The sequence below is a fragment of the Mesorhizobium temperatum genome, from assembly GCF_002284575.1.
In the GTDB taxonomy this organism is placed as follows: domain Bacteria; phylum Pseudomonadota; class Alphaproteobacteria; order Rhizobiales; family Rhizobiaceae; genus Mesorhizobium; species Mesorhizobium temperatum.
The window spans coordinates 318,203-341,792 of record NZ_NPKJ01000075.1; the positions used below are offsets into that span (position 1 = coordinate 318,203).

The following is a 23,590-nucleotide window of genomic DNA, read 5'->3' on the forward strand; positions in this document are numbered from 1 at the left end:
GTCTCTCCACGCGCCTTCAATCCACCTCAAGCAATTGGGCAGAATGCGACAGTCGCACAATCCCGTGCTCTTTCAGATATGGCCAATAGGAGTCATTGACTGTTGCCGCAACAACGTCGAACGTTAGCAAGTTCTCGCTTGCGAGGTCCGGGTCATCCTCTCCCCACGCATAGAGAGCCGCTCCAGCGCTATAAGTGCCAGGCAACAATCCCAACGATCGCACGCTGAATACGACCTTTGCCTGCCCAACTATGTCAAATTGACCAACACCTTCCGCGAGGCTTTCGAGCACAGAGATCAAGTTGCCTTCCTGATCAAAAATCTGGATATGAACTACGCTTCGGTGAAACGAATTCCTCGCGCCCAGCTTCAGCACAAAATCGTAATCGCCGCCAAACTTGAGCTGGCTGCAGCGCTCGCGCGTACCCGGATACACAATAGCCACTTGCATCCAGAGGTCATCATCGCCAACGCGCTCGGTTCCGTTGCTGCTCGGGGCGGTGTTCGACAGGTACGCATCGATGATCGATGATGCCTCGCCAAAATCCTTCAGAAGGCCGCGGTCCAAATAAATCGCTTTTGTGCAATGCTGCCGAACCATGGCCATGTTGTGGCTCACGAACAGCACGGTCCGACCTTCACCCGCGACGTTCTTCATCGTGCCGAGACATTTCCTTTGAAATTCAGCATCGCCGACAGCAAGCACCTCGTCGACGACGAGAATCTCCGGCTCCAGATGAGCAGCGATCGCGAAGGCGAGCCGAACATACATGCCGGACGAATAACGCTTGACCGGCGTTTCGAGAAAGCTGCCGATATCGGCAAATTTGATGATCCGGTCTAGCTTACGCGTGATCTCGGCCTTACTCATGCCGAGGATCGCGCCGTTGAGGTAGATGTTCTCGATCCCGTCGAGATCCGGATGGAATCCGGCCCCTACCTCCAGCAAGCTTCCGATCCGGCCTCGCATTACTGCCTCGCCCTCATCCGGAGCCGTGATCGAGGTCAAAACCTTGAGCAGCGTGGTCTTTCCCGAGCCGTTGCGTCCGATGATGCCGCACACGGTGCCAGTCGGAACGGAAAAAGTGATGTTCTTGATGGCGAAGAATTCGTTGAGGGAAGCTTTGGCTTCCCGCGAGCGCAAACGCGCGACAAGTTGTTCGACCTCCTCACGCAATGAGCGCACGCCGATCGCGCCGCGCCGGTAGCGCTTGGAAAGTCCTCGGACCTCAACGGCTGGCAATTCTGTCATCGATCTCAAGCCGTAACATTTGCGGTTCGACTGCCGGGTTGATCCGCGGTCAGCCCGTCCTTCACGACGCGCGCCGTGACAACGATAGGATAGGCGGTGTCCCGGACGTCGAGCTTCTGGTCAGAAACTTCTTCCTTGGCGAGTCCCTGGAGAAAACAGACTGCCGCAAAGACGTTGCCGTGGGTTTCGAGCGCCATATTCGCCGTGCTGAAGGATTTCGCAAGCAACTTCGCCAACGCCGCCTGCGTCAATGACCAGAACCACGTGCTGCCCCACTCGCCGCGATCGACCGGGGTGATGCCAGGAACAGTTAGCAGCAGCACGCCCCCGGGCTTGAGCGCTTCGGCCAGTGCAGCGACCGCGGCCGACATGTCGAAGATCAGATGAAGTGTTTGCGTGAGGATGATGCAGTCGAAGGCGTTTGACGGCAGGACTCCGGGCTGCGACAGGTCGCCTATGATGGTCGCGTTTGGATTATCGGGATCAACATGCAGCACGTCGCTCTTGACGACATGAGCACCGCCAAAATGCATCGTGTAGCTGTTGTCGCCGATTTCCAGCACACGGCCATGTATGTCGGCCGCATTCAATTGTAGGAAATTCTCAATATAATACCGATCTATTGGCTTGCCGCGATCATATCCAAATGAGTGGCTCATCGGCATCGTGCGTGCGAAATCCCCAAACCGCACCGAACCGACGAGCGGAGCCCGCCAATCGGCGCCGGAAGCTCCGAGCAGCCGTCGCACATGCCTGCCGACCTTGCGCTTTATCCTAAATGCCGCCGTTTGCAGCGTAGTCGGCGGCGACATCTGCAAAGCCTGCCGCAGCATGCGAATCGCTTTGGCGGGTTCGGCGCGGATCGCGCGCAAGGCCTCAGTAGTCAACTCCTCGGTATAGTAGGTCTTCCACAACCGCCTACCATCGCGGACTGCAAGACGCACATCGTCGTCAACCGGGCCTGCCAACTGCTTGTCAAGCACCGACAATGCTGCAGCGAGCATCATCGATCGATTCTTCGACATGTTGTCGCCGTGCATGCGATATTCGGCGACGACATCGTCGTGCGTTACGATCGAACCGCGCCGGGCGATTCGCAAGAATAGCTCATAGTCTTCGCAGGACCGCATTGAAACGTCGAACCCGCCCATGGCTGCGAGCCTCTCCCGCCGATAAACCACGGTCGCATGCATCGCAATGAAGTTTCCCGTCCGCAGTAACTGAAGATAAGGATCTTCAATAAGCGCGATGTGATGCTTGTCTGAGTCGATCGCACCGCTTCCATTGATGAAGCGATGAGCTCCGTAAGCGAGAACCGCATCTGGATGCGCAACCAGCATTCGCACGCCCGTCTCCATGGCATTCGGAAGGAGACGATCATCCGCGTCCAGAAAGGTGATGTAATCGGATCTGGAAGCTGCCAGTCCGGTGTTTCGGGCGGCCGCGAGCCCGCAATTGTCCTGCCTGATCAGGCGCACGCCTGGATGACGCTCGACAACCGATGCCGGATTGTCGGTGGATCCGTCGTCGACGACAATAATTTCATCCATCGGCCGACTTTGACGAAGACAGCTCTGAATGGCTTCCTCGAGAAAGCGAGTGTGGTTGTAAGTTGTTATGACGACTGCGATCATGAAACAGCCAAATTCTCCTTAGCTTCGCAGAGAGGCAACGGGCGGGTGTTCGTTGCCAGAAATCGAACGCGACCGTAGGCCTCACAAACAGAATTTTGGCACAGAAATGATGGACACTCGTCAGTTTTAGCACGTCGCCCCCAGCGAGGCGATGCGACTTGTCATTCACGTAAAACGGTATCGTTAATATCAGACATCTCAGGCTTGGTCGCGATCCAATCCGCGCCACCGGTCCCGCCCACTACTTCCGGGCTCTCGTCAGCAGCCTGAACACCTTCGACAGGATGCGGCGTGGCGTCAGCCGCCGAGCGAACCGGCGTCCGGCTTCGATGGCGAGGTCAAACCTATCGCGAAGTGTCAGGGGCCGACGCTGGGCCGGATAGCGCGCAAATGCAAAGCGGAGCGCCCGCTGCAACTTCGGCGTCATCAATCCCGAGGCCGACGCATGCATCTCAACCCATTCGAGGAAGCCAATGCGAGCAGCATGCGGGCGCAGTCGATCGTAGATGCCGGAAGCAGTCGCCTTGGCCGATGTCGAATCGAGGTGCTGCCTGTATCGGCCGGTGGGCGTGGATGTCACGAATACCGGATAGCGCAACAGCAGCTTTACTAGAAGGGTCTGGTCTTCGTAGAGCTCGAACGCCTCATCGAAGCCGCCCACCGCTACCAAAGCTTCGCGGTGAACCATGATCGAGCAGATGCACGGCACATGAGCCCGCTGGCGCACGATGACCTGGTCGAGCAGGTCGGGCGGCATGTGCAGACGGTCCGATTGGCGTGGCATCGAGTCGGTCCAGTTCCTGTGCGGCTCATCGGGGAACCACCACAGGGTCGGTCCGTAAAGGACCTTAGCGCGAGGATGCGCATCAAAGATCGCAAGTTCCGTCTCGAATTTTTCCGGCTCAAATATATCGTCGCCATCCAGGAACGTGAAGAACATGCCCGACGCGGCCGCGATTCCGGCATTGCGCGCCGCGGCGGCACCGCGACGCTGGCCGTTCGATCGAATGAAACGGATTCGCGGATCGCCGGTTGCTGCAGCCACCGCGATTGCAACGCTCCCGTCGAATGATCCGTCGTCAATGAGAAGCATTTCCCAGTCGGTGAAGGTTTGCGCGCGCACGCTTTCGATCGCAGCCGGAAGAAACCGCTCGACGTTGAGGAAAGGCGTGATGACGGAGATCAATGGCATCGGCGTCGTGCCCATTGTTCAGAATGCGCGGCGGCCGACGAAAGGCGACCTTCACTCTCTACGGGGCCGCAAGGGTTGTCTTTTCCCTTCACAGCATGTCCATGGCCGTTCGTTCGACGCGTTGAAAGATCACGACGCCGATGAACAGCACGACCGAGGTCGTGACAAGCGCTGCAGCGATTTGTGGCGCACCGACTGCCGAAGTGCCGAAGAAGCACCAGCGCCCTTCATCAATTATGACAGCGAGCGGATTCAGAAAGCCGGTCAGCGTCCGGTACTGCTCGGGAATAGCCGAAAAAGGAAAGATGATCGGCGTCACGAACAGCCAGATCTGAATCAAGAACGGAGTCATATGAGCTGTGTCGCGGTACTTCGCGGTTGACGCTCCTAGACAAAGCCCAACAGCCAACGAGAATGCCGCGATCTGGATGATCACCAGCGGAAAGAACGCGAGGCGCCACGACAACCCGTCCACTTTTCCTGTCAGCTGGTACCAGAGCAAGAAGGCCAATGCGACGCCAAGCTGGATCACCAGAGCCACACTGTTCGACAGCAGCGACGACACGGGAACGACGAGTCGCGGGAAGTAGATCTTGCTGAAAAGATGACCGTTAGCAATGAAGACCTGGCTCGCGGTGGAGACGACTTGGGAAAAATACGACCACAGCACCAGCGCTGTCAGATAAAAGATTGGCGCGGGATGGCCACCGGTTGAAATGCCCGCGATACCGCTGATGACGGTGGTCAAGGCTGCGGTAAGCGCCAGGGGCTGCAGGATCAGCCAAGCCGGACCAAGCAAGGTCTGCTTGTAGCGGACTTTGATGTCGCGCATCGCGAACAGGAGCAGCAGATCGCGATAGCGCCACAGGTGCCAGAAATCGAGGTCAAACCAGCCGCGTCGAGGAGTGATAATGGTAATCTGCTGTGCGTTCATCAGAACAGATGATCCTCGATTTTTCGCAAGAATTCGTCCCCTGACCAGTTGCCGACATACAATCGAGGTAAACGCAGCACGTCTGCCTCGGGCGCAACGCACCCGGCGCGCGTCGTGCATGCGAACTCAAATCCCGCTTCCCTGACGGCAGATACCGACAGAGCGTCATGGTCTCCGAATGGATATGCAAAAGAGAGGACGCGTTTTCCGGTCATTTGCTCACAGGCCGAACGGCCGTCGACGATCTCGCGAAGCTGGGTCGCGAAGGAATGGGCAGGAAGCGTGGGATGACTGACAGTATGACCGCCGATCGTGATCAGGTCGTCACTGATGTCACCAACCTCCGCGGGAGTCATAATACAGTGCTCTGGCCGGGCGTCGAGACCAACGCCCGCCCATTTCGCAATGTCTTCGACGTGTGCGTTCTGTCGCTCATACGGCAGCGTTCGGAGCGCCGACCACACCTCCCGGTAGACTTTGTCACGGCCGGCCTGATCCACCATCTTCGGGATAAGCCAGTGATGCCTGCCTCCCTCGATCGTGATGTCGAGTTGGTCAGGCAATTCAGGCGTCTCAAGACAGATGCGCGTGAGCGCATCCCACCAGAATTCTCTGCCGCTTCCGATTGCTCCCGTCGCAACAAACAGCGTCATCGGGCAGTCGTGACGCTGCAGGATCGGGCGAGCGTTGCTGTAGACGTCGTGATAGCCGTCGTCAAACGTGACAACCGCAAGCGGTTTGCCTGGCTTTCCCCGTGCGATGACATCAAACAGCTCATGCAAATGCACCACCCGCCGGCTCCGCGTCAGCGCTTCGATTTGTTCGTCGAACCTCGCCGGATGGACGGCTAGGCTCCACGGATCGACGGCGATATCTGCAACGCGATGGTACATCAGTATGATGGGAGCACGGCGCAGGCGTCGACGCCGCACCAGCCGACCAAGCTGCAGGAGAACGCGCGGGATCACCATCGGTCTCCCGCCGCAGGAACCGTAAAAACCACGGTCACGTCCGATCGCGGATGCCATCCCGATCGGCAGGAACGCGATACATGTGAGTGTTCAAGCATATAGCTGATGGCAATAAGACCACGAGGCCACGGGCACGGATGTGAGCGAAATGAGGAAGCATGAAGGCATCCACGAGTTTCGGCGGATTGAAACCAGCATATTAGCACATGTCGCCGCCGTAAGTGCGAATACCGGGCGAATTCTCAGATGTTGAAGTAGCCGGTAGGGACAGGCGGCTTGATACTATCCCGCTCGAGCATGCTAGTATTTGGGCCGGTGGCGCTCCCGTCTTCCTTTCATCCTTCATCAAAAGCAGGCTTTTTTTCGATATGCAACCCGCAGTTTCCGTCATCATTCCTGCCTACAATGCGGAAAAGACCATCCGACACACCCTTCAGTCGGCCGCCTCGCAAACTTTCAAACAGCTAGAGATCATAGTGGTCGATGACGGGTCGACCGACCGGACCGCTGAGATCGTCGAGGCATTTGCAACCAGTGATCCGCGTATTTCCCTTCTGAGACAGCAGAACCAAGGGGTTGCTGTCGCCAGAAACCTGGCAATTCATGCGGCGAAGGGTGAATTTATAGCGCCACTTGATGCGGATGATGTGTGGCACCCGACAAAGCTGGAAAAGCAGCACAGCCACTTTCAGTCGCGGCCGTCTCTCGGCCTTGTCTACGCATGGTATCGGGTCATCGATGATGATGATTGGGTGATCGAATGCTCCCCGCCAACTCTCGCTCGCGGGGACGTCCACAACTGGCTGCTGGTTGAGAATTTTATCGGCAACGCAAGTTCACCGCTAATCAGGCGATCAGTTCTTACGGCAACCGGGGGATACGACCCCTCGCTCAGAGCCGCAGGCGCCCAAGGAGCCGAAGACTTGCAGATGCAGCTCAACATTGCCGCGATCTGCGATTATGATGTCGTTCCCGAGTATCTGATTGGTTACCGGCGATCACTATCTTCTATGTCGACCAGGTATGTCGTCATGCTGACATCGCACCGGATCGTCCTTGAAACAGTCCGCACGCGACATCCCAAGCTAGCGTCTTTCTTGTTTCGTTGGTCCGATGGCGTGGCCTCAGCGTATTATGGCAGCGAAGCCGCCCGCACGTCGCCAGGCGCGGCCATTGCTCCGCTTGTCCACGCAACACGGATCGATCCGGCCGCGCTGTTTCATGTCTTCGCAAAGCCGTCCGCACAAGACCTGTGGCGGCGGCTGTGTCGCTTTGTGCCAAGACTGCTTGCCGTTAAACAGCGCATGGTTCCGACCTCACCGCATTCCATCTGTACCTCCGGGCGTTTTTTCGACGCCGATCCGACCTTCATCTGCCAGCCATTTCCTCCGGAGTGGCTTCGAAGGCGAGTCCAGGTGGCCCTCAAGACGCCGACGCCGCGCCAGCTTCGCGAGTCAGGTCCGAGGAGTATTGATCCGTCCGCTCTCGTCGAAGACGGCGCTTAAGGTCTCAGATCACGAGGTGCACCTAGACCCCCGTGGCGGAAGAGCCGCTGCAAGCGCGCGAACAGGAATACGCTCGCATTCACCAGATAGTCTCTTCATAAAGGCGCCGAAACTCGGCGTTCTCGTTTCGCATCCGCTTCACTCGAATTTTGACCCAGCGGGGAACCAGCCTGGCCCGGCAGTACATGGCGATCATGTTGGGCAGGCGGGAAATTGCCGTGCGCGGTTCCAGGACGAAGTATCTCTTCAGCAGGTCGCCGGCTGCGAACAGCCGCCCGCCGACCAAGGCTCTGATGGCAAGCCAATGGATCATGTCGACCAGATGCGCATCGAGATCGCTGCCGAACTGCGGATATTTTTCGCGATACTCGGCAAGGACGATTTCACATGAACGAAGCATCTGCATGACATCGCTCGACATGTTGACGTTCGTCATCCGATAGCCCACCAGGTGCTGAGGCACGACACGGAATTCGTAACTTTCCGCTATCCTGAGGCACATGAGAAGGTCCTCGCAGCCTTGTGCATTCCTGGCCCTCAGGGAGGGATCGAATTGTCCCGCCTGCTCGAATGCGGAGCGACGCATCAGCATCGAACTTCCGTTGCCGACAAAATTCATTCTGCACATCCGTTGCAGAACGCGGCCATCGGCATCGGGTCGGTATAGTGAGAATACCCGGCCGTCCTCGTCGATTTGGGCAAACCAGCAATATGCCAGGCCCGCAGAAGAGCCGCCTTCCTGCAGGGCGCGCAGTTGCAGTGCGATCTTGGATGGGGCCCAGAGATCATCCGCGTCGACAAACGCCAGAAACTCCGCATCGGTAGAGGCCGCACCGCTGTTGCGGGCCTGCGCAACACCGGCGTTCGACTGCCTCATTAGGCGTATACGCCGGTCTCTCTCAGCACAGGAGGCCACAATCGAAGCGGACTGGTCCGTCGACCCGTCGTCCACCACGATAATGTCCAGCGCCTGATGGTCCTGCTGGCAGATGCTGCTCAAGGTGGCGCGAATGGTTCGCTCGGCATTGAACATCGGCACCACGACGCCTACCCTGGCATTGTCCTGGATCATTGGAGCCTTCGTTTTGTCTGCAAGAGTTGGTAAACGGATGGCGCCAGCATTGCAATCAGCACCGCTCTTCAGTGATTGGGGCGAATTCGAGGCAAATGAGGTCGGTCATTCAGCCTCCTATCGTAGCTGGCGGATTCGGAGCGTGACGGAGCAACGCCAAATCCGAAAAACAAAACACAAGGTTCTGTCGCGTAACGCTGCCTCATTAGCCTTTACTGAATAAGCCGGTCAACCGGCGCCGCACGACGCGAATTGGTGGCGGCCCGCAACGCCGGCCTGGCGCGTGCGAGAGCCGTGCTGGTCTTTGTTGTTGATGATTGCGAGTTCCTGGGCGACTATCTCAGTGATTGGCAGCGACACTATGCCACTGGGAACGGGTCACCTGGGGAGGCCGCGTCGAGATTGGCGATGCCAGGGATCTGCCGTTCACGATCAAACGGTCGCCGGTCCGCGAGCGACTGACCCCTGATGTCCGTCCCGGCGGCTTTGTCCTGGGCTGCAACATGACGATGTACGGCGATCTTGCAGCCCGTATCGGGCTCTTGGACGAGCGGTTCGGACCCGGGGACCACGTCGGGACGGGGAAGGTCATCACTCGGCCCGGCGCGAGAAGTTTGTAGCCGCAGCCTTGCCTCGTCGTGTCGGTCGCTTCCCCGATTCCGGTTCGGATGCCTCCGGTGCCGAGGCGTCTCCGATGAGCGATGCGAGTTCAGCCTCGCTGAGCGTCTCGATTTCGAGCAGCTTGCGCGCCGTCTTTTCCAGCAGATCCCGTCGCTCAGTGAGGAGGCCGACGGTTCGCGCGAAAGCTGTGTCGACGATGCTGCGAACTTCCGCGTCGATAGCTTCGGCGGTGGCCTCGCCGTAATCGTGCTCGCGCGGACCGCCGGCGAGTGGGTTGGGGCTCAGGAAGGAGCGCTGGTCCTTTTCCAGCGCCACATGGCCGAGCTTTTCCGACATGCCGTAACGCGTAACCATGGCGCGGGCGATATCGGTCACTTTGGCAAGGTCATCGGCGGCCCCCGTCGACAGATGCCCGAACACGATCTGCTCGGCCGCTCTGCCGCCGAGCAGCACCGCCATCTTGTTCTCCAGTTCCTCGCGCGTCATGAGGAATCGGTCCTCGGTCGGCCGCTGGATCGTGTAGCCCAACGCGCCGACGCCGCGGGGGATGATCGATACTTTGTGCACCGGGTCGACGCCGGGCAGCGCCATGGCTACCAGAGCATGGCCCATTTCGTGATAGGCGACGACCTCACGTTCCCTAGGGTTCAACAGCCGGTTGCGCTTCTCGAGCCCCGCCACGATGCGCTCGACCGCATTGTTGAAATCGTCCATCGTCACGACATCTGCCTTCCGGCGCGTGGCAAGCAGGGTCGCCTCGTTGACCAGATTGGCGAGGTCGGCGCCGGTAAAGCCCGGCGTCAGCGCGGCAACTTTCTCGGCCTCGACATCCGCTGCCAGCTTCGCCTTCTTCATGTGGACCTGGAGTATCTGGACGCGGCCTTGCTTGTCCGGCCGGTCGACCAGCACCTGCCTATCGAAACGGCCGGCGCGAAGAAGTGCCGGGTCAAGGATTTCCGGACGGTTCGTCGCGGCGAGCAGCACGACGCCGATTTTCGGATCGAAACCGTCGAGCTCGACCAGGAGCTGATTGAGTGTCTGCTCCTTCTCGTCGTGGCCGCCCATCATCGGGCCCGCACCCCGGGCGCGGCCCAGCGCGTCGAGCTCGTCGATGAAGATGATTGCGGGGGCTCTGGCGCGTGCCTGCTCGAACAGGTCACGCACACGGGCGGCGCCGACGCCCACGAACATCTCGACGAATTCAGAGCCTGAGATCGAGAAGAACGGAACTTTCGCCTCGCCTGCAACGGCCTTCGCGAGCAGCGTCTTGCCGGTGCCTGGCGGTCCGACCAGCAGCACGCCCTTGGGCATGCGCCCTCCAAGACGGCCATATTCCTGCGGGCTTTTCAAAAAATCCACGATCTCCTGCAGCTCGGCCTTGGCCTCATCGACACCCGCCACGTCGTCGAACCTCACGCCGGTATTGGCCTCGACGTAGACCCTGGCCTTGCTCCTGCCGATTTGCATCAAGCCGCCCATGCCACCGCCCATGCGTCTCATCAGCAGCATCCACAAGCCGAAGAAGACGAGGATCGGGACGACCCAGGAGAGCAGGTCGCTCAGGAATGTGCTTTCGATCTGGCCAGTGACGGTGACGCCGTGTTCCTGCAGCTGCCGCGCGAGATTCGGCTCGACGCGCGTGGTTATGAATAGCGGCTTCCCGTCCTGCGGCTGCTTGAAGCGGCCCTGGATGAAGCGATCGGAAACCTGCACGTCGGCGATCTTGCCGTCGCGTAGCAGGGTCTCAAACTGGCTGTAGGGAATCTGCGCGACGTGCTGCGTGGCAGTGTAGACATATTGGAAGATCATCAGCCCGACGAAGGCGGCGATCCAGTACCAGATATTGAACTGTGTCTTCCTGTTGCCCATGTCCATGGCGTCTCCTCCAGCGTCACATCGATGCAGGTGCCAAACCGCAACTTCGGAGCGTGCCTTGGGAGAACGTCGAGGAGCGCAAAGTGTTGCAAAGGAGGGCTGCGAGGGAAAGCTTGGGATGCCGAGCCTGCTACAAGCCAAGCATCGCGCTTGGTGATCCGCTCAAGAGGTGGCGGCTTCGGGCACGCCCTCCAAGCAAAGCCATTTATGCTTTCTCTCGGGCCAATGGAGCATTATCGGGGGTGGGAATTCCGGGTCCTCCAGGCAGCCGACCGATACCGACAGCGCATCCTTCAGCCCTTCTGCCCGCATCAAGACGACCGACCCGCATGTGGTGCAGAATGTCTGCTCCAGCCATTGTCCCGACGAGCCGGTTCTGCGCCAGGATCTGGTCTCGCCTTTCTGGCCGACTAGGGCGGAACCGGCGTAGATGGCCCGGTATGAGAACGCCGTTCCGGTGCAGCGCTGGCACTCCATGCAACTGCACGCATAGACGCGTCGCGGCTCTCCGGCGAGGACAAGTTCCACGCTCCGGCATGAGCAGGTCGCGGTTCGTTTCGTGTTGCTGCTATGCATTCGATGGCTCCCCGCTCTGGCGCGGCGAACCATTTCGAAACAGGGGCGCGAGAGATGCAAAATCATCTTCCATGCGCCCGAGCGAAAGCGCCTGTCGAAAGATCATATCCATGGCGCGCGGCATAGCCGCGTCGAGCCCTCGCTCCTCGCATGCCTCAAGCAGATGCTGGAAGGCGCTGTAGTGGGCGCCCAATGACGCCAGCGTCGCGTCGTCGCCGGCAAAACGGCGTGCATTCGTTCTATCCACCAGGTCCAACAGAGCGGCATCGACAACAGGCTTGAATCCGGAAAGATGGCTCCTGAACGTCGCCAGGTCGAGACCTTCGGCCTCGGCGACGGCCATGCCCTGGAGTGCTCCGAAGAGCCCGCCCCACATCTGGGTGAGCAGAGCGGTATCAAGCGCAGAGGCTTGACCCGGCAGCTCCCCGACATAGCTCGTTCCGCCGCCGAGTGCGAAAAGCAGGGGCTTGTGCTTCTTATAAACGTCGCGGGAACCCCAATAAAGCAGTGCGGTTTCGGGTTTCCCGATAAAATCCGGAGTGGCCATGATCGCCCCGTCCAGATATCCGGCACCATGTGCCTCCACCCAGCGCGCTTCTTCCCGCGCCAGACGCGGCGATCCGGAGGTGAGTTGTACGACGGCTTTGCCGGCCAATGCCGAAGCGATGCCATCCCGCTTTAGCAAAGCGTCGCTGGCGGCATAGTCGAGAACATTGATGATCACGACGTCGGCCGCTCGGATTCCATCCTCCACTGACGGGGCGACCTTCGCGCCAAGGGCCGCCAATGGGTCGCACTTTGCCACGGTTCGATTCCAGACCCATGTTGGATAGCCGCGGTCGAGCAGCGTTCGAGCAATGGACGAGCCCATTCGGCCCGCGCCAAGCACGCAGACATTCGATGCCATAGTAACTTCTCCGATAGACTGATGGCCCTCTCGCCGAGGGTCCGTTTTGTGTTTGGCGCGCTCGATCCGAAGATATAAATTCTTGCTGCGTTGAGAAGTACGCACCTTGAGGTAAGCTATCGCCATCATGACAGGAGCTGCCAAATGAGGCGCAAGGAACCAGACAGCTGCGGTTTTGCTGCCGCGCTGCAGGCCATCGGCGGAAAGTGGAAAACCTCGCTGCTATGGGAACTGCACCTGCGGCCATACCGCTTTGCCGAACTGCGCCGGTTGCTGCCTGGCGTCAGCGAAAAGGTGCTCACGCAACAATTGCGGCAGATGGAAGCCGACGGGCTGATCCGCCGGCGCGCCTATGACGAGGTGCCGCCTCGCGTGGAATACTCGATCACGCCGCTCGGCTTTAGCCTGAACGATGCGGTGACAGTCATGTCGGCGTGGGGCAAGCACCACGAGACATGGAAATCGCAGCGCAAAGCGGCCTGACGCGGGCAGCACGCCGGCCCGGGAACGGGCTCCGAGGCCTGCGGTGGTAATGGGTTCGTCGCTCTGCCGCGCACGCCCACGGATGCTTTGGATAGGCGTTCGGCCTCTTCTGTCCCCCAACTGACGCCAGCCTGCGCGCCAATTGCGGATGCCGGCTTCGACCCGAAGCATTCAAGCAAAAACCCGCCCCGGTCTCCGGAGCGGGTCTGTTGCCTGAGGCGGAACTCAACACATGTCCGCAGCAGCAAGGTCGCCTCGCGATGCTGAAGATCTGGTTAATCGGCCAAAATTGATTCAAATCCAGCTGTGGATATTCGCCTTTGGGTAAATCGAAATGGGCCATCCTTGTCGGAGGCGGGCAAAAGGAGAATCCATGACCAGCGACTTTGCCGCCGCCCACCTCCATCTTGAACGAGCCTGCCACTATTTGCGCGGCGATGACGAGACGAGCAGCGCTGCTCGCGCGGCTCTGGATATTCTGATCGATGCAATTGCCGCAGCCCAGTACAAGCGCCCGCCGGCGGACGTAGTGGAATTTCCCAAAACGGCAAGACAGCGATAGTCGGCGAACTCTTAAAGCGCGTCGCATCCGAAGGGCTCCGTGCGTGGCTTTAAGTTTGGCGTCGCAGAAATACAGCTAAACAATAGATAGAGCGGGATGGCCAGTTCAATTTGAACGCATCCCGCTCTACACCGTGCCTGCTAGCAGTCTCTCAATGGCTGATGCCCAGTAGGAGGAGCTACCGACGACACCGAATTGACTCTTATCTAAACCCGTGCTGATGTTGCAGTGCAACATAGAGCAAAGGTTCCGAAGGCGGCAAGCCGTCCCCAGTTGGACGTCGAAAGAACCGCCAAAAGGATCCTTGAGGGGGCCTAACTAGTGTCTATAGGGCAGCAGCAGTCCTCAGGCGCCATACCGTCATGGAACATTGGTCGCGGCAAAATCGCGAACGTCAGCGGTCGGGACGACACATTTGACGGGTTGACCGCATTTACCCCTTTCTGGGCAATGGCGGCGATCTTCAGTATCGCCGGTGATATCTACGCCATGCTTGGCTACAAGGGGCCGCTTTTTGCCGCTCTGAGCTGGTCGGTCGTCCTGTTCAGCTTGCTACTCCTGCTGTACCCACGGCGGACCGAGTTTTTGATCGGGCTCGTGATGGTATCGCTTGTGCTATACGCGCTGCGCATGCCGGTCGCTTCGAATAACAAGACGATCACGGCGGTGATGAACGGGGCTATCCTGCTCAGCGCAGCGGTGCTCTATCTGCGGGCCGCCGGCCGTGGCGCCGCCCTGGCCCGGATGGGCCTTTATCAACAGATCCGGATCGTCGCCCGGTCGCTGCTCGCCATCATGTATTTCTACGGCATCTTCCACAAGATCAACACCGACTTCCTCGACCCTTCCGTGAGTTGCGCGGTGGGCCTATACGCTCCGCTGGCTCGTCCGTTCGGCCTCGAGGACAATCTCTTTGGCCGGTATCTTGCCATCTTCGCCACCTTCGTCATTGAGGCGATCGCGATCGTGTCTCTCACTGGAAGCGCTATTTCGCCGTGGGGTTCATCCTCGCACTCGTCTTCCATTACGTGATCCCGATCTCGGCCTATTCCTGGTACATGGACTTTTCCGGCCTGGTGTTCGCGCTGTATGTGCTGAGCATCCCCACGCCCGCTAGCGAGGCGCTCTATCGCACCTCGTTGGAGTTTACCAATCCGCTGCGCGAACGTTCGGCCGGATCGGTATCTTGCTGCCGGGCGCGGCCGTGATGCTATTCGCGGTCACTCTCGTCATTCTGCTCACCTATACTTTTCCCGGGCGGTCCTTCGACATGATGGTCCACTCTGTCTGGATCCTCATTTGGGCGGTAGTGGGCGGCGCGGCGATGGTCGTGCTGGCCTATGTGGCTCTGCAGAACCTGCCTTGCCGGACCGTTTCCTCGCCGCGCCAGCCGCTCTGGGTCTATTTGGTGCCGGGCTTGTTCTTCCTCTCCTGCCTGTCACCCTATGTCGGGCTCAAGACGGAAAGTTCTATCAACATGTTCAGCAATCTGCACACGGAAGGCGGCCAGACCAACCATCTGCTCTTTCCCAAACCACCATACCTGTTCAACTATCAGAGCGAGGTGGTGAAGATCATTGATTCCTCGGAGCCCCATCTCGTCCGGCAGTCGCGGGCGGGCAACTACCACGTCCTCGTCGATCTGAAGAAACAACTGCGCCGGAAGCCCGAGGCTTGGGTGACTTACGTGAAGGATGGCGAGACGATTACCCGCGCCAACACATCGACCTTCGCGGACGAAATGCCCAACCTCCTCGAACGCAAGTTTCTTATGTTCAAGTTCGTGGATTTCTCGCGGCCGAAGGTCTGCACGCACTGAGCGCCCTGGGAGAACCATCGCCGGGCAGTCGGCTTAAGCCATACATTTCGCCCGGAAATGTCTAGCGCCGGTCAAGGTCGGCAGGGATGAGCGAGCGGCCGCGCAGCCTCAGGGTGGCCCGGCGTCCGAGCTTGAGCGCCGGATAGATCAGCCGCGCGGCCGTCCTGTTTGAGAGAATCCTGCGGTTGAGCCAGCCGAAAAGCGTCGAAGAGGAGCTGAGGATCGCCAGGAGATTGATGGCTTCCTCGCCGTGATAGACGCGGTCCTCGAAAACGAAGAGCATGCCCTCGTTCAGGTCGAAGCCTTGGCGCTGAAACCCGACAACACGCGGGTCGCCGGAGCGCGCGTCGAGCAACTCGACAGGACCGACCGCGTCGCGCAGCCGGGCAAAGCGGACATAGCTCTGGCAGAAGATGCAGTCGCCGTCATAGACGATAAGCGCCGTCTTCCCAGGTGGCTTCATTGCTCTGTCGGATCCAGACTGAGCTCGATCGGTGCTTCGGCGATCGCGCAATTGCCGTAGAACGCACAGCCGGAAACGACCGGCAGGTTGCTGAAGGCATCGAGGACAGCGACGAACAGCAGCCCGATAATGCCGAGCATCATCATTTTCTTGTAGGCGGACAAGTCGCGAAGCATCCTGGTATGGTAATCCCTTGCTGCTTAAAATCGGCCTGGCCGATCCGACGTCAAAGCGCGATCGATTTCAACAGACTGGAGCCGGCTGCCTTTCGCGAGAACGGTAGGCACGACCCCGATATTGTGCAGCGCAACAATGCGTGAAGATCGGCGGAAAATCAAGCGGAATGCTGGATTTCGCCGACTGTGCGTGACATTGGGTGGGCTGCAATTTCGACCGGCAATCCGGGCATTCCGAGCCAATTCGCGCTGCCACAAGGAGGCGCGCGCCGCTCGCTCTGACAAACGTGCCGATCGCCATCGGCGCCTTCTGGTTCGGATATTTCCTGCGCGAAACTCGGCATGAGCGCGCTCTGGTCGGCGGTGTTTGTCGTGGCGGTTGACGGGGTCGTGCTCGCGGCGGTGCGGACGGAAGCCGCTTAGCGGACCGATGACCAATCAGTCGCCTGCGGCCACCATCCGCAGGCGATTTCCTTCCGGATCGGAGACGTCCAGCGTCCGTTCCGTCTGCCTTGCGGGCACGTTGGCATGGCGCAGCCGCTGCGCGACGGCTGTCATATCCTCCCGGGAAGAAAGCATGACTGTGAAATGCTCGAGGCCCGCCGAGCCAGGCGGAGGTTCCTTCAGTTCGGCGCCGGCCCAGATGTTGAATGCGACCATGTGCCGGCGTTCGTCGGTCCCGCAGTCAAACAATCCGAACGATCTGGACTGGATGTGCGGCTTGAAACCAAGCACGCCCAGATAGAACGCCATCAGCGTTTCGGGCGAGCGTGCGCGCATATGGATGTGGCCGATGAAGGCATCCGCCGCCAGCGGGACTTTGAAATCGTCCGCAGTGTCGAGCTCGAGCAGCAACCGGTCGAGGTCCAGCGGCTCGAGGCCGGAATGCGCGGTGCCGTCCCTGGCGAGAAGCGAGACGCTGCCGTCCGCCGTCACCGCGCTGGATGCGAAGCGGTCGGGCGTATCGAAACAGATCTCGATGCCGTTGCCGGAAAGATCGGAGACGTACAGGGATTCGGATACCAGGTGATCCTGGGCGCCATGCCTGACGCCGGATGCCCGAAGCCGCGCGGCAACGCGGGCCAATTCCTTGCGCGTCGTCACGTGGACGGCGACATGAAAAAGATCGCGCGACTTTGGCGGCAGGGCGGTCGTCGCTCCGGCATGCAGCACAATCAGAGACTTGCCATTGACGCCGAGATCGGCGATCCCGCCATCATTGGCGAGGACGGCGAGACCGACCACGTCACGCCAGAGCGGCAAGGCAGCTGGAATATCGATGACGCGCAGATGAACCGGGCCGAGACGGGTGGTGTTGGCCAGCAGATCTTCGCTCTTCATCGAACACCGCCCGGATTGCAGCCTGAGAAGATTAACCGCGAACGGTATAGCTGTCTTGCGCAAAGTTCGGGTCGACCGCTTCTGGTGGGCGGAGAACCAGTCGAGGCATCCGAGTATGACCCGGGTTACACTTTCCTGGCCCTCTGTTCCTGCGAGAGAGGCGAGCGTATTCTCGCTGCGGTCCAATGGTGAAATTGTCCCGGGGAGGAGATTGCGATGACTGAGGCAACGCGTCACGACGCTTGGCAGGCCGGAGATAGCTACGACCTCTATATGGGGCGATGGAGCGGTCAGATCGCTCCATTGTTCCTGGATTGGCTCGATCCGGCAGAAGGGCTGGACTGGCTGGAGGTAGGTTGCGGAACCGGGGCGCTCTCGGCAGCCATCCTGGCCCGTTGCAATCCCAGGAGCCTGGTGTCCATAGACCCGTCGGAGGGTTTTCTCGCCAAGGCGCGGGCAAACGTGCCGGACAAGCGTGTCGCGTTTCTCGCAGGCGATGCGCAGGCCCTGGCTGGCGAATCGGGCAGCAAGGACATGGTCGTTTCGGCGCTCGTTCTCAACTTCATCCCCGACAAGCAAAAGGCGCTCGCCGAGATGCGGCGGGTGGCCCGCCGCGGAGCGACGATCGGGTTCTACGTGTGGGATTATCCTGGCGGCGGGGTGGAATTCATGCGGGCCTTCTGGACCGCTGCGACGGCGCTTGACCCCGGTGCCATCGACCTCACCGAGGACAGGCGTTTTCCATTTTGCACACAAGATGGACTGACCGATTTCGCGGAGAAGGCCGGCCTCATTTCCATCGAGTCCACGAGGATTGAGATGCCCGCTGTGTTCAAGGACTTTGAAGACTACTGGCACCCCTTCACCCTGGGTGCGGGGCCGGCGCCCGGCTATTGCATGAGTCTCGAACCCGCAGCTCGCCAGAGATTGATGGAGCGGCTCCGCGATAGTCTGCCGCGCGGCGAGGACGGGTCAATTCCCCTGAAAACCAGAGCCTGGGCGGTCAAGGCCAAGGTTTGACCGCGAGCCCCGTCGCGCCAGGCCGGCAGGCCGCCAACTATAGACTGTCCTGCGCAAAGTTCGGGTTGACCGGCCTTGTACGCGAAGCGACTATTCGTCTGGACAGACGAGATGCAGGCTGCAGGAGGAAATGCGATGGACGAGCCCGATCGGTGGCGTCACATGTCGAGCGCGCCAAGGGATGGCAGCCGAATTCTTGTCACGGTTCGGCCCTCCGAACAGGGGCCGGCGGAAGTCGACCTGGCTTATTGGTCTCGAGCCGACCAGTTCGGCAGCGAAGGATGGCGCGCTTCCGACTCGTCTCCAGGACGCGTGGTTGAATACGCCGAACCCGAGCTGAAATGCTGGATGCCGCTGCCAACAGCCAATCTGAGCAAGGGCTCAATGCCGAGCCCCTGGGACGAAGAAGATGTCCCGCTGCTGGATGGTTCGGGAATATGAGGTGAGCGGAAATAAGGGCTAAATTCAAAAAAGCCGGCGGGACAGCGCCCCCTCTGTCCTGCCCTCTCCGCCAAAACTTGGCATCTCCCCCAAAAGGGGGAGATTGGCAGCTTCGCCGTTGGCTCTTCTCACGCCCGCTCAGAACAGGAACGCTGCCGTGACGGGGTTCGGCCCGGTGCGGCCGTCGGATGAATCCATGCCTCGAATGAGCTTTAGGTCTGCCGCGTCCAGCTCGAAATCGAAGACGTCGAAATTGGCGGCGATTCGGTCCTGGTGGATCGACTTTGGAATGACGATCAGTCCTTCCTGAAGGTGCCATCTGATGATTACTTGCGCGACGGACTTGCGGTGTTTTCCGGCGATGTTTTCTAGGGTAGGGTCGCTCAACAGCCGGCCGCTGCCCAGCGGGCTCCAGCTTTCGATGCGGATGTTGTGCGTGCCATGAAATTCCTTGATGTGGCGCTGTTGAAACCGGGGATGGAGTTCGATCTGGTTGACTGAGGGCGTGACTCCGGTCTCGCCGATGATCCGCTCCAGATGGTCCTGGTTGAAATTCGAAACCCCGATCGACCTGATCCGGCCGCCATTCCTGAGCTCGATCAGGGTCTTCCACGCCTCGACATATTTGCCCTGGCTGATCCACTGGCCAGTGGATCAGGAACAGGTCGATCTGATCGATGCCGAGCTTGTTCATCGTCTCGTCGAAAGCCCGAAGGGCGGCGTCACGCTGGTGCGCGCCGTTGCGCAGTTTCGAGGTGATGAACAACTCGCTTCTCGGCACGCCAGCCGTGCGGATCGCCTGCCCGACGCCTTCCTCGTTCCGGTAGCCTTCGGCGGTGTCGATCAATCTGTAGCCGGCCTCGATCCCCCAACTCACCACCTGGCTGGTGATGGCTGGGTCGACCTGCCACACACCAAGGCCGATCTGGGGAATGGCTGAGCCATCATTCAATGTGATCTGTTCAGGCTTATTCAGGGTAATCTGTTCAGGCATGCTCAGGTCCTTCTGCATCGCTTCGCCCCAGCGCAGTGCTTATCTAGGCTCGGTGTCCGCCAAGGCGAGTCGACAGGTGGAGAAAGTAGCAGTGCGCCGTGAAGCCGGGATGAGATCCGGTTCGAACCGCCCAGCGTTTCCAAACACGATTCCAGAGATCAATAAATTGGACCGGGGGATGGCACGCCAATCCGGATCGATCTCGAAAAATCTGGCGAAAGGCCTGCCTCCCGCGCACGGCCGTCAATGTGGGCTGCCTCCCTCAAAACCGACATCGGCAAGCTGACATCGAGCGCACCCCGTGCATACGCATATTCGGGAAGATAGCCGTTAACGATGAGGCGCCAGTCAAGGGGGACCACGTCACCGACGGCTCGCATCATCTTGACGATCGTGGTCGTGCAGTTCGTCGTGATGGAATTATAGAATTCTGGAGTCGTGGAAAGTGCATTTGCGTCCAGGACGTATTCCAGCAAGAGCGCCCGGGCCGCTTCCGGTGACACTTTTAGCCGATAGATTTGGACATCCTCTCCGCGAACGTTTGACCTGACGCCGACGACGTCTCGCTCGTCAGCCGCAATAATGACCAGGGGATTGCTCTTGAACAGGTCTGCCATGGGAGAAAACTTGCCGCCTCCATGGCGTCGCACCTCAATCGACCAGGCAAGATAGTCACCTCCTGCAAAGCCGAAGCTTATGATGACATGGGCGATTTTGGTCCCGGACCAATAAGACATGAAGAGGTCGACCGTCTGAACGTTGGAGAGGTCGTAGGTCCGCGTTGTCCAGCGTTCGGTGAAATCAGTAGCGCTACGCCATTCGAAGTCGCGCACATCAGTCAGCGTCAACAGGTTCCCGTCGCGGGTGCCGGTCACCTGACGGGCGACGTCGGGCGCCCAGTCCGCGTGATCGAAAGGCCTGATGGTGCTCCACCAAACCAGAACCACAGCAAACGCAGCTGCAAACAGGACAAGCGCCCTGATGCGAAACCGGCTGAAGAGCGCGATGATAGTGGCGAGGCCGAACAAGATGAAAAGGACGCTGGCCAGAGCCCGTCCAAGCTCAGCCACAGGCAGACGATACCACATGGCAAGCCCGGCCCAGGCAGTCAGAATTGCGACGGCTAGCGAAAGGATGATGGCAAGCGAGATCCGAGCGATGCGACGCATCTATTCCCCCTCTGGCGGTCTGCTGTCTAGCGGCCTCTCATTGCTTGGATGCCATTTTTCACCGGACGTTCGAAGGCAACTCTACTTGTCCATATTGGAGCACATTCGGTCTGTTACTCCAACTCCACGCCCGCCCGGTCAGCCGATAACAGGGCTGGTTGAAAGCCCCGGCCTAGCTTCTCCCTCAAGCCAATCGAGGCGCGGCCAGCTTGCCGTTCATCATTGGTAGCCGGCGGGCCAACATGCTATGATGTGGCGGCAACCAACTGCAGTCCCAAGTGACTGTCAGGGGGCTTGAGCAATCTACGCTTTCGGTCGTTAGGTCCGACCGGCAGATTATGCTTGGCGCTGGAATCTCGCACGAAAGCAACGGCCCGCTACGTTGTATCTGGCTGCCACAGATGCCGCAAAGCTGGCCACGTGGGAGGATATCGTGATCAAGAAACTCGCTTTCGTTTTGTCATGCGCTGCCGCCTTTTGCGCAACGTCCGCCTTTGCGCAGAACGCCAATCTCGAGAAACTTCGCGACTTCAAGACAACCGGCACACCGATGATGGAGCCGATACCGCAGACTGGGGAACACGCCGAAGCGCTCAAAGCCATTGCAGCGAAAATCAAGGTCCCGGATGGCTTTAAGGTCAACCTCTATGCCATCGTTCCCGACGCGCGTCACATGGCCGTGGGACCACAAGGTGTGGTGACGTTCGTCGGAACCCGCAAAGAGCGGGTCTATTCCATGACCGACCGCAACAAGGATCGCGTCGCCGATGATGTGAAGGTCTTCGCGCCTTCAATCAAAATGACAGTCCCGAACGGCGTTTGCTTCTCCAGAGATGGCCACCTCTACGTCGTCGAACAGAACCGCGTATTGTGGTTCGCGGGCGCCGAGTTTTTCTATGAAGGTCCCGATGTCGCGGCTTTCGATATCGTGAAGCAAGGCGAGCTGATACCCGCATCTAACGAGAGCTTCAATCACACGGCCCGAACCTGCCGCGTCGGGCCCGATAACCGCATCTATATTACCATCGGCCAGCCCTTTAATGTGCCAGCGCCCGAATTGCTCCCGGAATTCGAGAAACTGGGCATCGGCGGCATCATAAGCATGAAGCAGGACGGTACCGACCGCAAAATTTATGCGCGCGGAATGCGCAATCCTCTCGGCCTGGATTTTAATCCAAAGGACAAGACACTTTGGGTGAACGACAATCAGGTCGACGGCATGGGTGATACCATCCCTCCGGGTGAAATGAACCGTGTTACCGCACCGGGCCAGAATTTTGGCTTCCCCTGGTATGGCGGCGGCAAGATCCGTACGATTGAGTACAAGGACGCCACAGTGCCCGAAGGCGTGATCTTTCCAGAGGTCGAGCAAGAGGCTCACGCGGCCGATCTTGGGCTGTCGTTCTATACCGGCAGGCAGTTCCCCGAAAAATACCGGGGCGGCATCTTCTCGACCCAGCACGGCTCCTGGAACCGCGTGGACCCCGTGGGCGCTCGGGTAATGTTCACCTCGCTCAAGGCGGACGGCAAGGTGGACAAAACTGAAGTGTTCGCTGACCGCTGGCTGAACGAGCATGGCGAGTATCTCGGCCGCCCTGTCGATGTTCAGATGCTCAAGGACGGTTCGCTGCTGGTGTCCGACGATTTAGCTGGGGCCGTCTGGCGGATTTCCTACGGCGATTAAGCGACTTAGCCAGGCGGCGGACTTTTGCTGCTGCCTGGCTCATTTCCCTATGGATATAGGAGTTCGGGGTGCGGGGTTTGATCGTAAGTCTGGCTGCGCTCTTTGCCTGTTCGTCTCTCGCGGAGGCCGGAGGTGATGCCGCTGCGGGCAAAAGGGTCATGCTGAAGTGCCAAGTCTGCCATGGCAAGGATGGCATCGCCAAGCTGCCCGAGGCGCCGAACATAGCCGGGCAAAAGGAGGATTATCTTGTCAAGGCGCTGATGGCCTTCAAGGCAGGCGAACGCAAGAACGAGCAGATGACTGTCGTCACCAAGGGCTTGAGCGATGAGGATATAGCGAATGTCGCCGCCTATTATTCATCGATCAAGATCACCGTTCAGGTTCCGCCATGAGACCAGCTCGCAGAGCGTCCGCCGCCTGGCGACGTCACCGAGCGATCACGGGTTCCATCCGCCGCTGCCGTACTGACGGGTAATGATTTCGAGAAGATGACCGTTCGGGTCCTCGAAATAAACGCCGCGGCCGCCGTCGTGGTGATTGATCTCGCCCAGCTGCGTCCGGCCAGGGTCAGCCCAGTACGGGAGATCCCGTTCACGAATCCTACCGAAGATCTCGTCGAACTCGGCTTCGCTGACCAGGAAGGCGTAATGCTGCGGCCTGATTTCGCCGCCGGTATCCATGTAGTCGAGGTTGGCACCGTTTTCGGTCGTGACCATCTGGAAAGGCCCCCAGCGCCTCGGGGCTGGAAGGCCAAGCATTTCCGCCAGGAACTTTGCCGACTCCTCGCTGTTGCGGGCCGGCAGTATTGTATGGTTGAAATCGATAGCCATGCCATCACTCCCTTTGATCTCTCCTCGCACGTCGTCGTTCCACGACTGAAGCGATGCTGCACGAGATGG

General features: G+C 59.5%; 24 protein-coding genes and 2 pseudogenes. 11 read left to right on the top strand and 15 right to left on the bottom strand.

Features of this window, described 5'->3' with window-relative positions:
- Positions 1-16: 16 nt before the first annotated feature.
- The 5 genes from CIT26_RS33350 to CIT26_RS33370 form a co-directional block, all read right to left on the bottom strand.
- Complete coding sequence (locus CIT26_RS33350; RefSeq protein ID WP_095496509.1) at positions 17-1,252, bottom strand: ABC transporter ATP-binding protein; 1,236 nt, start codon at positions 1,250-1,252, stop codon at positions 17-19.
- 5 nt (positions 1,253-1,257) lie between these two features.
- Positions 1,258-2,886 carry a glycosyltransferase family 2 protein gene (locus tag CIT26_RS33355; RefSeq protein WP_095496510.1) on the bottom strand — a complete coding sequence of 543 codons (1,629 nt, stop codon included), beginning with the start codon at positions 2,884-2,886 and terminating at the stop codon, positions 1,258-1,260.
- Positions 2,887-3,127: 241 nt separating this feature from the next.
- Positions 3,128-4,078 carry a glycosyltransferase family 2 protein gene (locus tag CIT26_RS33360; protein ID WP_167391623.1) on the bottom strand — a complete coding sequence of 317 codons (951 nt, stop codon included), beginning with the start codon at positions 4,076-4,078 and terminating at the stop codon, positions 3,128-3,130.
- 88 nt (positions 4,079-4,166) lie between these two features.
- Positions 4,167-5,012, bottom strand: coding sequence for an ABC transporter permease (locus CIT26_RS33365; protein WP_167391624.1), 846 nt, complete (start codon positions 5,010-5,012; stop codon positions 4,167-4,169).
- Positions 5,012-5,980: a polysaccharide deacetylase family protein gene (locus CIT26_RS33370; protein WP_167391625.1), complete on the bottom strand. Its 969-nt coding sequence runs from the start codon at positions 5,978-5,980 to the stop codon at positions 5,012-5,014. The genes CIT26_RS33365 and CIT26_RS33370 overlap by 1 nt, the downstream gene beginning before the upstream one ends.
- 371 nt (positions 5,981-6,351) lie before the next feature.
- On the opposite strand from CIT26_RS33370, the gene CIT26_RS33375 reads away from it, so the two are divergent.
- The gene (locus CIT26_RS33375) at positions 6,352-7,488 is read left to right on the top strand and encodes a glycosyltransferase family 2 protein (protein ID WP_143747973.1); all 1,137 of its coding nucleotides are present in this window, start codon (positions 6,352-6,354) and stop codon (positions 7,486-7,488) included.
- A gap of 79 nt (positions 7,489-7,567) precedes the next feature.
- Here CIT26_RS33375 and CIT26_RS33380 read toward each other — a convergent pair whose 3' ends face one another.
- On the bottom strand, positions 7,568-8,560 hold the full coding sequence (locus CIT26_RS33380) for a glycosyltransferase family 2 protein (RefSeq protein ID WP_095496515.1): 993 nt from the start codon (positions 8,558-8,560) through the stop codon (positions 7,568-7,570).
- A 243-nt stretch (positions 8,561-8,803) separates the two neighbouring features.
- On the opposite strand from CIT26_RS33380, the pseudogene CIT26_RS38100 reads away from it, so the two are divergent.
- Positions 8,804-9,126 (top strand): annotated as a pseudogene (locus CIT26_RS38100) (glycosyltransferase family 2 protein); the annotation flags it as partial.
- 25 nt (positions 9,127-9,151) lie between these two features.
- On the opposite strand, the gene ftsH reads toward CIT26_RS38100, so the two are convergent.
- The 3 genes from ftsH to CIT26_RS33400 all read right to left on the bottom strand — a co-directional run bounded on the left by ftsH (position 9,152) and on the right by CIT26_RS33400 (position 12,668).
- The gene (gene ftsH, locus CIT26_RS33390; RefSeq protein WP_095496516.1) at positions 9,152-11,056 is read right to left on the bottom strand and encodes an ATP-dependent zinc metalloprotease FtsH; all 1,905 of its coding nucleotides are present in this window, start codon (positions 11,054-11,056) and stop codon (positions 9,152-9,154) included.
- A gap of 162 nt (positions 11,057-11,218) precedes the next feature.
- Positions 11,219-11,698, bottom strand: a complete 480-nt coding sequence (locus CIT26_RS33395; protein ID WP_342587047.1) for a GFA family protein — start codon at positions 11,696-11,698, stop codon at positions 11,219-11,221.
- Positions 11,625-12,668, bottom strand: a complete 1,044-nt coding sequence (locus CIT26_RS33400) for an NAD(P)-dependent oxidoreductase (RefSeq protein ID WP_245319652.1) — start codon at positions 12,666-12,668, stop codon at positions 11,625-11,627. Before CIT26_RS33400 ends, CIT26_RS33395 begins: the two co-directional genes overlap by 74 nt.
- A 15-nt stretch (positions 12,669-12,683) precedes the next feature.
- On the opposite strand from CIT26_RS33400, the gene CIT26_RS33405 reads away from it, so the two are divergent.
- The 5 genes from CIT26_RS33405 (at position 12,684) to CIT26_RS37185 (ending at position 15,403) form a co-directional block, all read left to right on the top strand.
- Positions 12,684-13,022, top strand: a complete 339-nt coding sequence (locus tag CIT26_RS33405; protein ID WP_095496519.1) for a winged helix-turn-helix transcriptional regulator — start codon at positions 12,684-12,686, stop codon at positions 13,020-13,022.
- A 373-nt stretch (positions 13,023-13,395) separates the two neighbouring features.
- Positions 13,396-13,584 (top strand): hypothetical protein, encoded by a 189-nt coding sequence (locus tag CIT26_RS33410; protein WP_095496520.1) that lies wholly within the window; start codon positions 13,396-13,398, stop codon positions 13,582-13,584.
- A 423-nt stretch (positions 13,585-14,007) separates the two neighbouring features.
- On the top strand, positions 14,008-14,616 hold the full coding sequence (locus CIT26_RS37175) for a hypothetical protein (protein WP_206072843.1): 609 nt from the start codon (positions 14,008-14,010) through the stop codon (positions 14,614-14,616).
- Positions 14,580-14,792, top strand: a complete 213-nt coding sequence (locus CIT26_RS37180; RefSeq protein WP_206072844.1) for a hypothetical protein — start codon at positions 14,580-14,582, stop codon at positions 14,790-14,792. The genes CIT26_RS37175 and CIT26_RS37180 overlap by 37 nt, the downstream gene beginning before the upstream one ends.
- Positions 14,771-15,403 (top strand): hypothetical protein, encoded by a 633-nt coding sequence (locus CIT26_RS37185; protein ID WP_206072845.1) that lies wholly within the window; start codon positions 14,771-14,773, stop codon positions 15,401-15,403. Before CIT26_RS37180 ends, CIT26_RS37185 begins: the two co-directional genes overlap by 22 nt.
- Positions 15,404-15,464: 61 nt before the next feature.
- On the opposite strand, the gene CIT26_RS33420 is transcribed toward CIT26_RS37185, so the two are convergent.
- The 3 genes from CIT26_RS33420 to CIT26_RS33430 all read right to left on the bottom strand — a co-directional run bounded on the left by CIT26_RS33420 (position 15,465) and on the right by CIT26_RS33430 (position 17,383).
- Positions 15,465-15,866, bottom strand: coding sequence for a DCC1-like thiol-disulfide oxidoreductase family protein (locus CIT26_RS33420; protein ID WP_095496521.1), 402 nt, complete (start codon positions 15,864-15,866; stop codon positions 15,465-15,467).
- Complete coding sequence (locus CIT26_RS36930; RefSeq protein ID WP_167391626.1) at positions 15,863-16,006, bottom strand: hypothetical protein; 144 nt, start codon at positions 16,004-16,006, stop codon at positions 15,863-15,865. The genes CIT26_RS33420 and CIT26_RS36930 overlap by 4 nt, the downstream gene beginning before the upstream one ends.
- Positions 16,007-16,480: 474 nt before the next feature.
- A complete protein-coding gene (locus CIT26_RS33430) occupies positions 16,481-17,383 on the bottom strand; it encodes a VOC family protein (RefSeq protein WP_095496523.1) in 903 nt (300 codons plus the stop codon).
- A 216-nt stretch (positions 17,384-17,599) separates the two neighbouring features.
- Here CIT26_RS33430 and CIT26_RS33435 point away from each other — a divergent pair, with 216 nt between their 5' ends.
- Both CIT26_RS33435 and CIT26_RS33440 read left to right on the top strand, forming a co-directional pair.
- Entirely contained in the window at positions 17,600-18,403 is an 804-nt protein-coding gene (locus CIT26_RS33435; protein WP_095496524.1) for a class I SAM-dependent methyltransferase, read from the top strand.
- 135 nt (positions 18,404-18,538) lie between these two features.
- Entirely contained in the window at positions 18,539-18,844 is a 306-nt protein-coding gene (locus CIT26_RS33440) for a hypothetical protein (protein ID WP_095496525.1), read from the top strand.
- A 138-nt stretch (positions 18,845-18,982) separates the two neighbouring features.
- Here the strand turns inward: CIT26_RS33440 and CIT26_RS33445 are convergent.
- Positions 18,983-19,838, bottom strand: a pseudogene (locus tag CIT26_RS33445) (aldo/keto reductase).
- A gap of 158 nt (positions 19,839-19,996) precedes the next feature.
- Positions 19,997-21,007 (bottom strand): Lnb N-terminal periplasmic domain-containing protein, encoded by a 1,011-nt coding sequence (locus CIT26_RS33450; protein ID WP_095496526.1) that lies wholly within the window; start codon positions 21,005-21,007, stop codon positions 19,997-19,999.
- A gap of 433 nt (positions 21,008-21,440) precedes the next feature.
- Between CIT26_RS33450 and CIT26_RS33455 the strand changes: the two genes are divergently transcribed.
- Both CIT26_RS33455 and CIT26_RS33460 read left to right on the top strand, forming a co-directional pair.
- Positions 21,441-22,691, top strand: coding sequence for a PQQ-dependent sugar dehydrogenase (locus CIT26_RS33455; RefSeq protein WP_095496564.1), 1,251 nt, complete (start codon positions 21,441-21,443; stop codon positions 22,689-22,691).
- Between the two features lie 68 nt (positions 22,692-22,759).
- Positions 22,760-23,083, top strand: coding sequence for a c-type cytochrome (locus CIT26_RS33460; RefSeq protein WP_095496527.1), 324 nt, complete (start codon positions 22,760-22,762; stop codon positions 23,081-23,083).
- A 45-nt stretch (positions 23,084-23,128) separates the two neighbouring features.
- Here the strand turns inward: CIT26_RS33460 and CIT26_RS33465 are convergent, their stop codons facing one another.
- Positions 23,129-23,521 carry a VOC family protein gene (locus CIT26_RS33465; RefSeq protein WP_095496528.1) on the bottom strand — a complete coding sequence of 131 codons (393 nt, stop codon included), beginning with the start codon at positions 23,519-23,521 and terminating at the stop codon, positions 23,129-23,131.
- Positions 23,522-23,590 lie beyond the last annotated feature (69 nt).

Excerpts from the sequence above, each read along its gene's own strand:
- CIT26_RS33355 (WP_095496510.1), bottom strand. The coding sequence starts at position 2,886 with ATGATCGCAGTCGTCATAACAACTTACAACCACACTCGCTTTCTCGAG.
- CIT26_RS33440 (WP_095496525.1), top strand. The coding sequence starts at position 18,539 with ATGGACGAGCCCGATCGGTGGCGTCACATGTCGAGCGCGCCAAGGGAT.
- CIT26_RS33350 (WP_095496509.1), bottom strand. The coding sequence starts at position 1,252 with ATGACAGAATTGCCAGCCGTTGAGGTCCGAGGACTTTCCAAGCGCTAC.
- CIT26_RS33410 (WP_095496520.1), top strand. The coding sequence starts at position 13,396 with ATGACCAGCGACTTTGCCGCCGCCCACCTCCATCTTGAACGAGCCTGC.
- CIT26_RS33400 (WP_245319652.1), bottom strand. The coding sequence starts at position 12,668 with ATGATGGCGATAGCTTACCTCAAGGTGCGTACTTCTCAACGCAGCAAG.
- CIT26_RS33435 (WP_095496524.1), top strand. The coding sequence starts at position 17,600 with ATGACTGAGGCAACGCGTCACGACGCTTGGCAGGCCGGAGATAGCTAC.
- CIT26_RS33395 (WP_342587047.1), bottom strand. The coding sequence starts at position 11,698 with ATGATTTTGCATCTCTCGCGCCCCTGTTTCGAAATGGTTCGCCGCGCC.
- CIT26_RS33375 (WP_143747973.1), top strand. The coding sequence starts at position 6,352 with ATGCAACCCGCAGTTTCCGTCATCATTCCTGCCTACAATGCGGAAAAG.
- CIT26_RS33450 (WP_095496526.1), bottom strand. The coding sequence starts at position 21,007 with ATGCGTCGCATCGCTCGGATCTCGCTTGCCATCATCCTTTCGCTAGCC.
- CIT26_RS33465 (WP_095496528.1), bottom strand. The coding sequence starts at position 23,521 with ATGGCTATCGATTTCAACCATACAATACTGCCGGCCCGCAACAGCGAG.
- CIT26_RS36930 (WP_167391626.1), bottom strand. The coding sequence starts at position 16,006 with ATGCTCGGCATTATCGGGCTGCTGTTCGTCGCTGTCCTCGATGCCTTC.
- CIT26_RS33430 (WP_095496523.1), bottom strand. The coding sequence starts at position 17,383 with ATGAAGAGCGAAGATCTGCTGGCCAACACCACCCGTCTCGGCCCGGTT.
- CIT26_RS33365 (WP_167391624.1), bottom strand. The coding sequence starts at position 5,012 with ATGAACGCACAGCAGATTACCATTATCACTCCTCGACGCGGCTGGTTT.
- CIT26_RS33380 (WP_095496515.1), bottom strand. The coding sequence starts at position 8,560 with ATGATCCAGGACAATGCCAGGGTAGGCGTCGTGGTGCCGATGTTCAAT.
- CIT26_RS33405 (WP_095496519.1), top strand. The coding sequence starts at position 12,684 with ATGAGGCGCAAGGAACCAGACAGCTGCGGTTTTGCTGCCGCGCTGCAG.
- CIT26_RS33360 (WP_167391623.1), bottom strand. The coding sequence starts at position 4,078 with ATGCCATTGATCTCCGTCATCACGCCTTTCCTCAACGTCGAGCGGTTT.
- ftsH (WP_095496516.1), bottom strand. The coding sequence starts at position 11,056 with ATGGACATGGGCAACAGGAAGACACAGTTCAATATCTGGTACTGGATC.
- CIT26_RS33420 (WP_095496521.1), bottom strand. The coding sequence starts at position 15,866 with ATGAAGCCACCTGGGAAGACGGCGCTTATCGTCTATGACGGCGACTGC.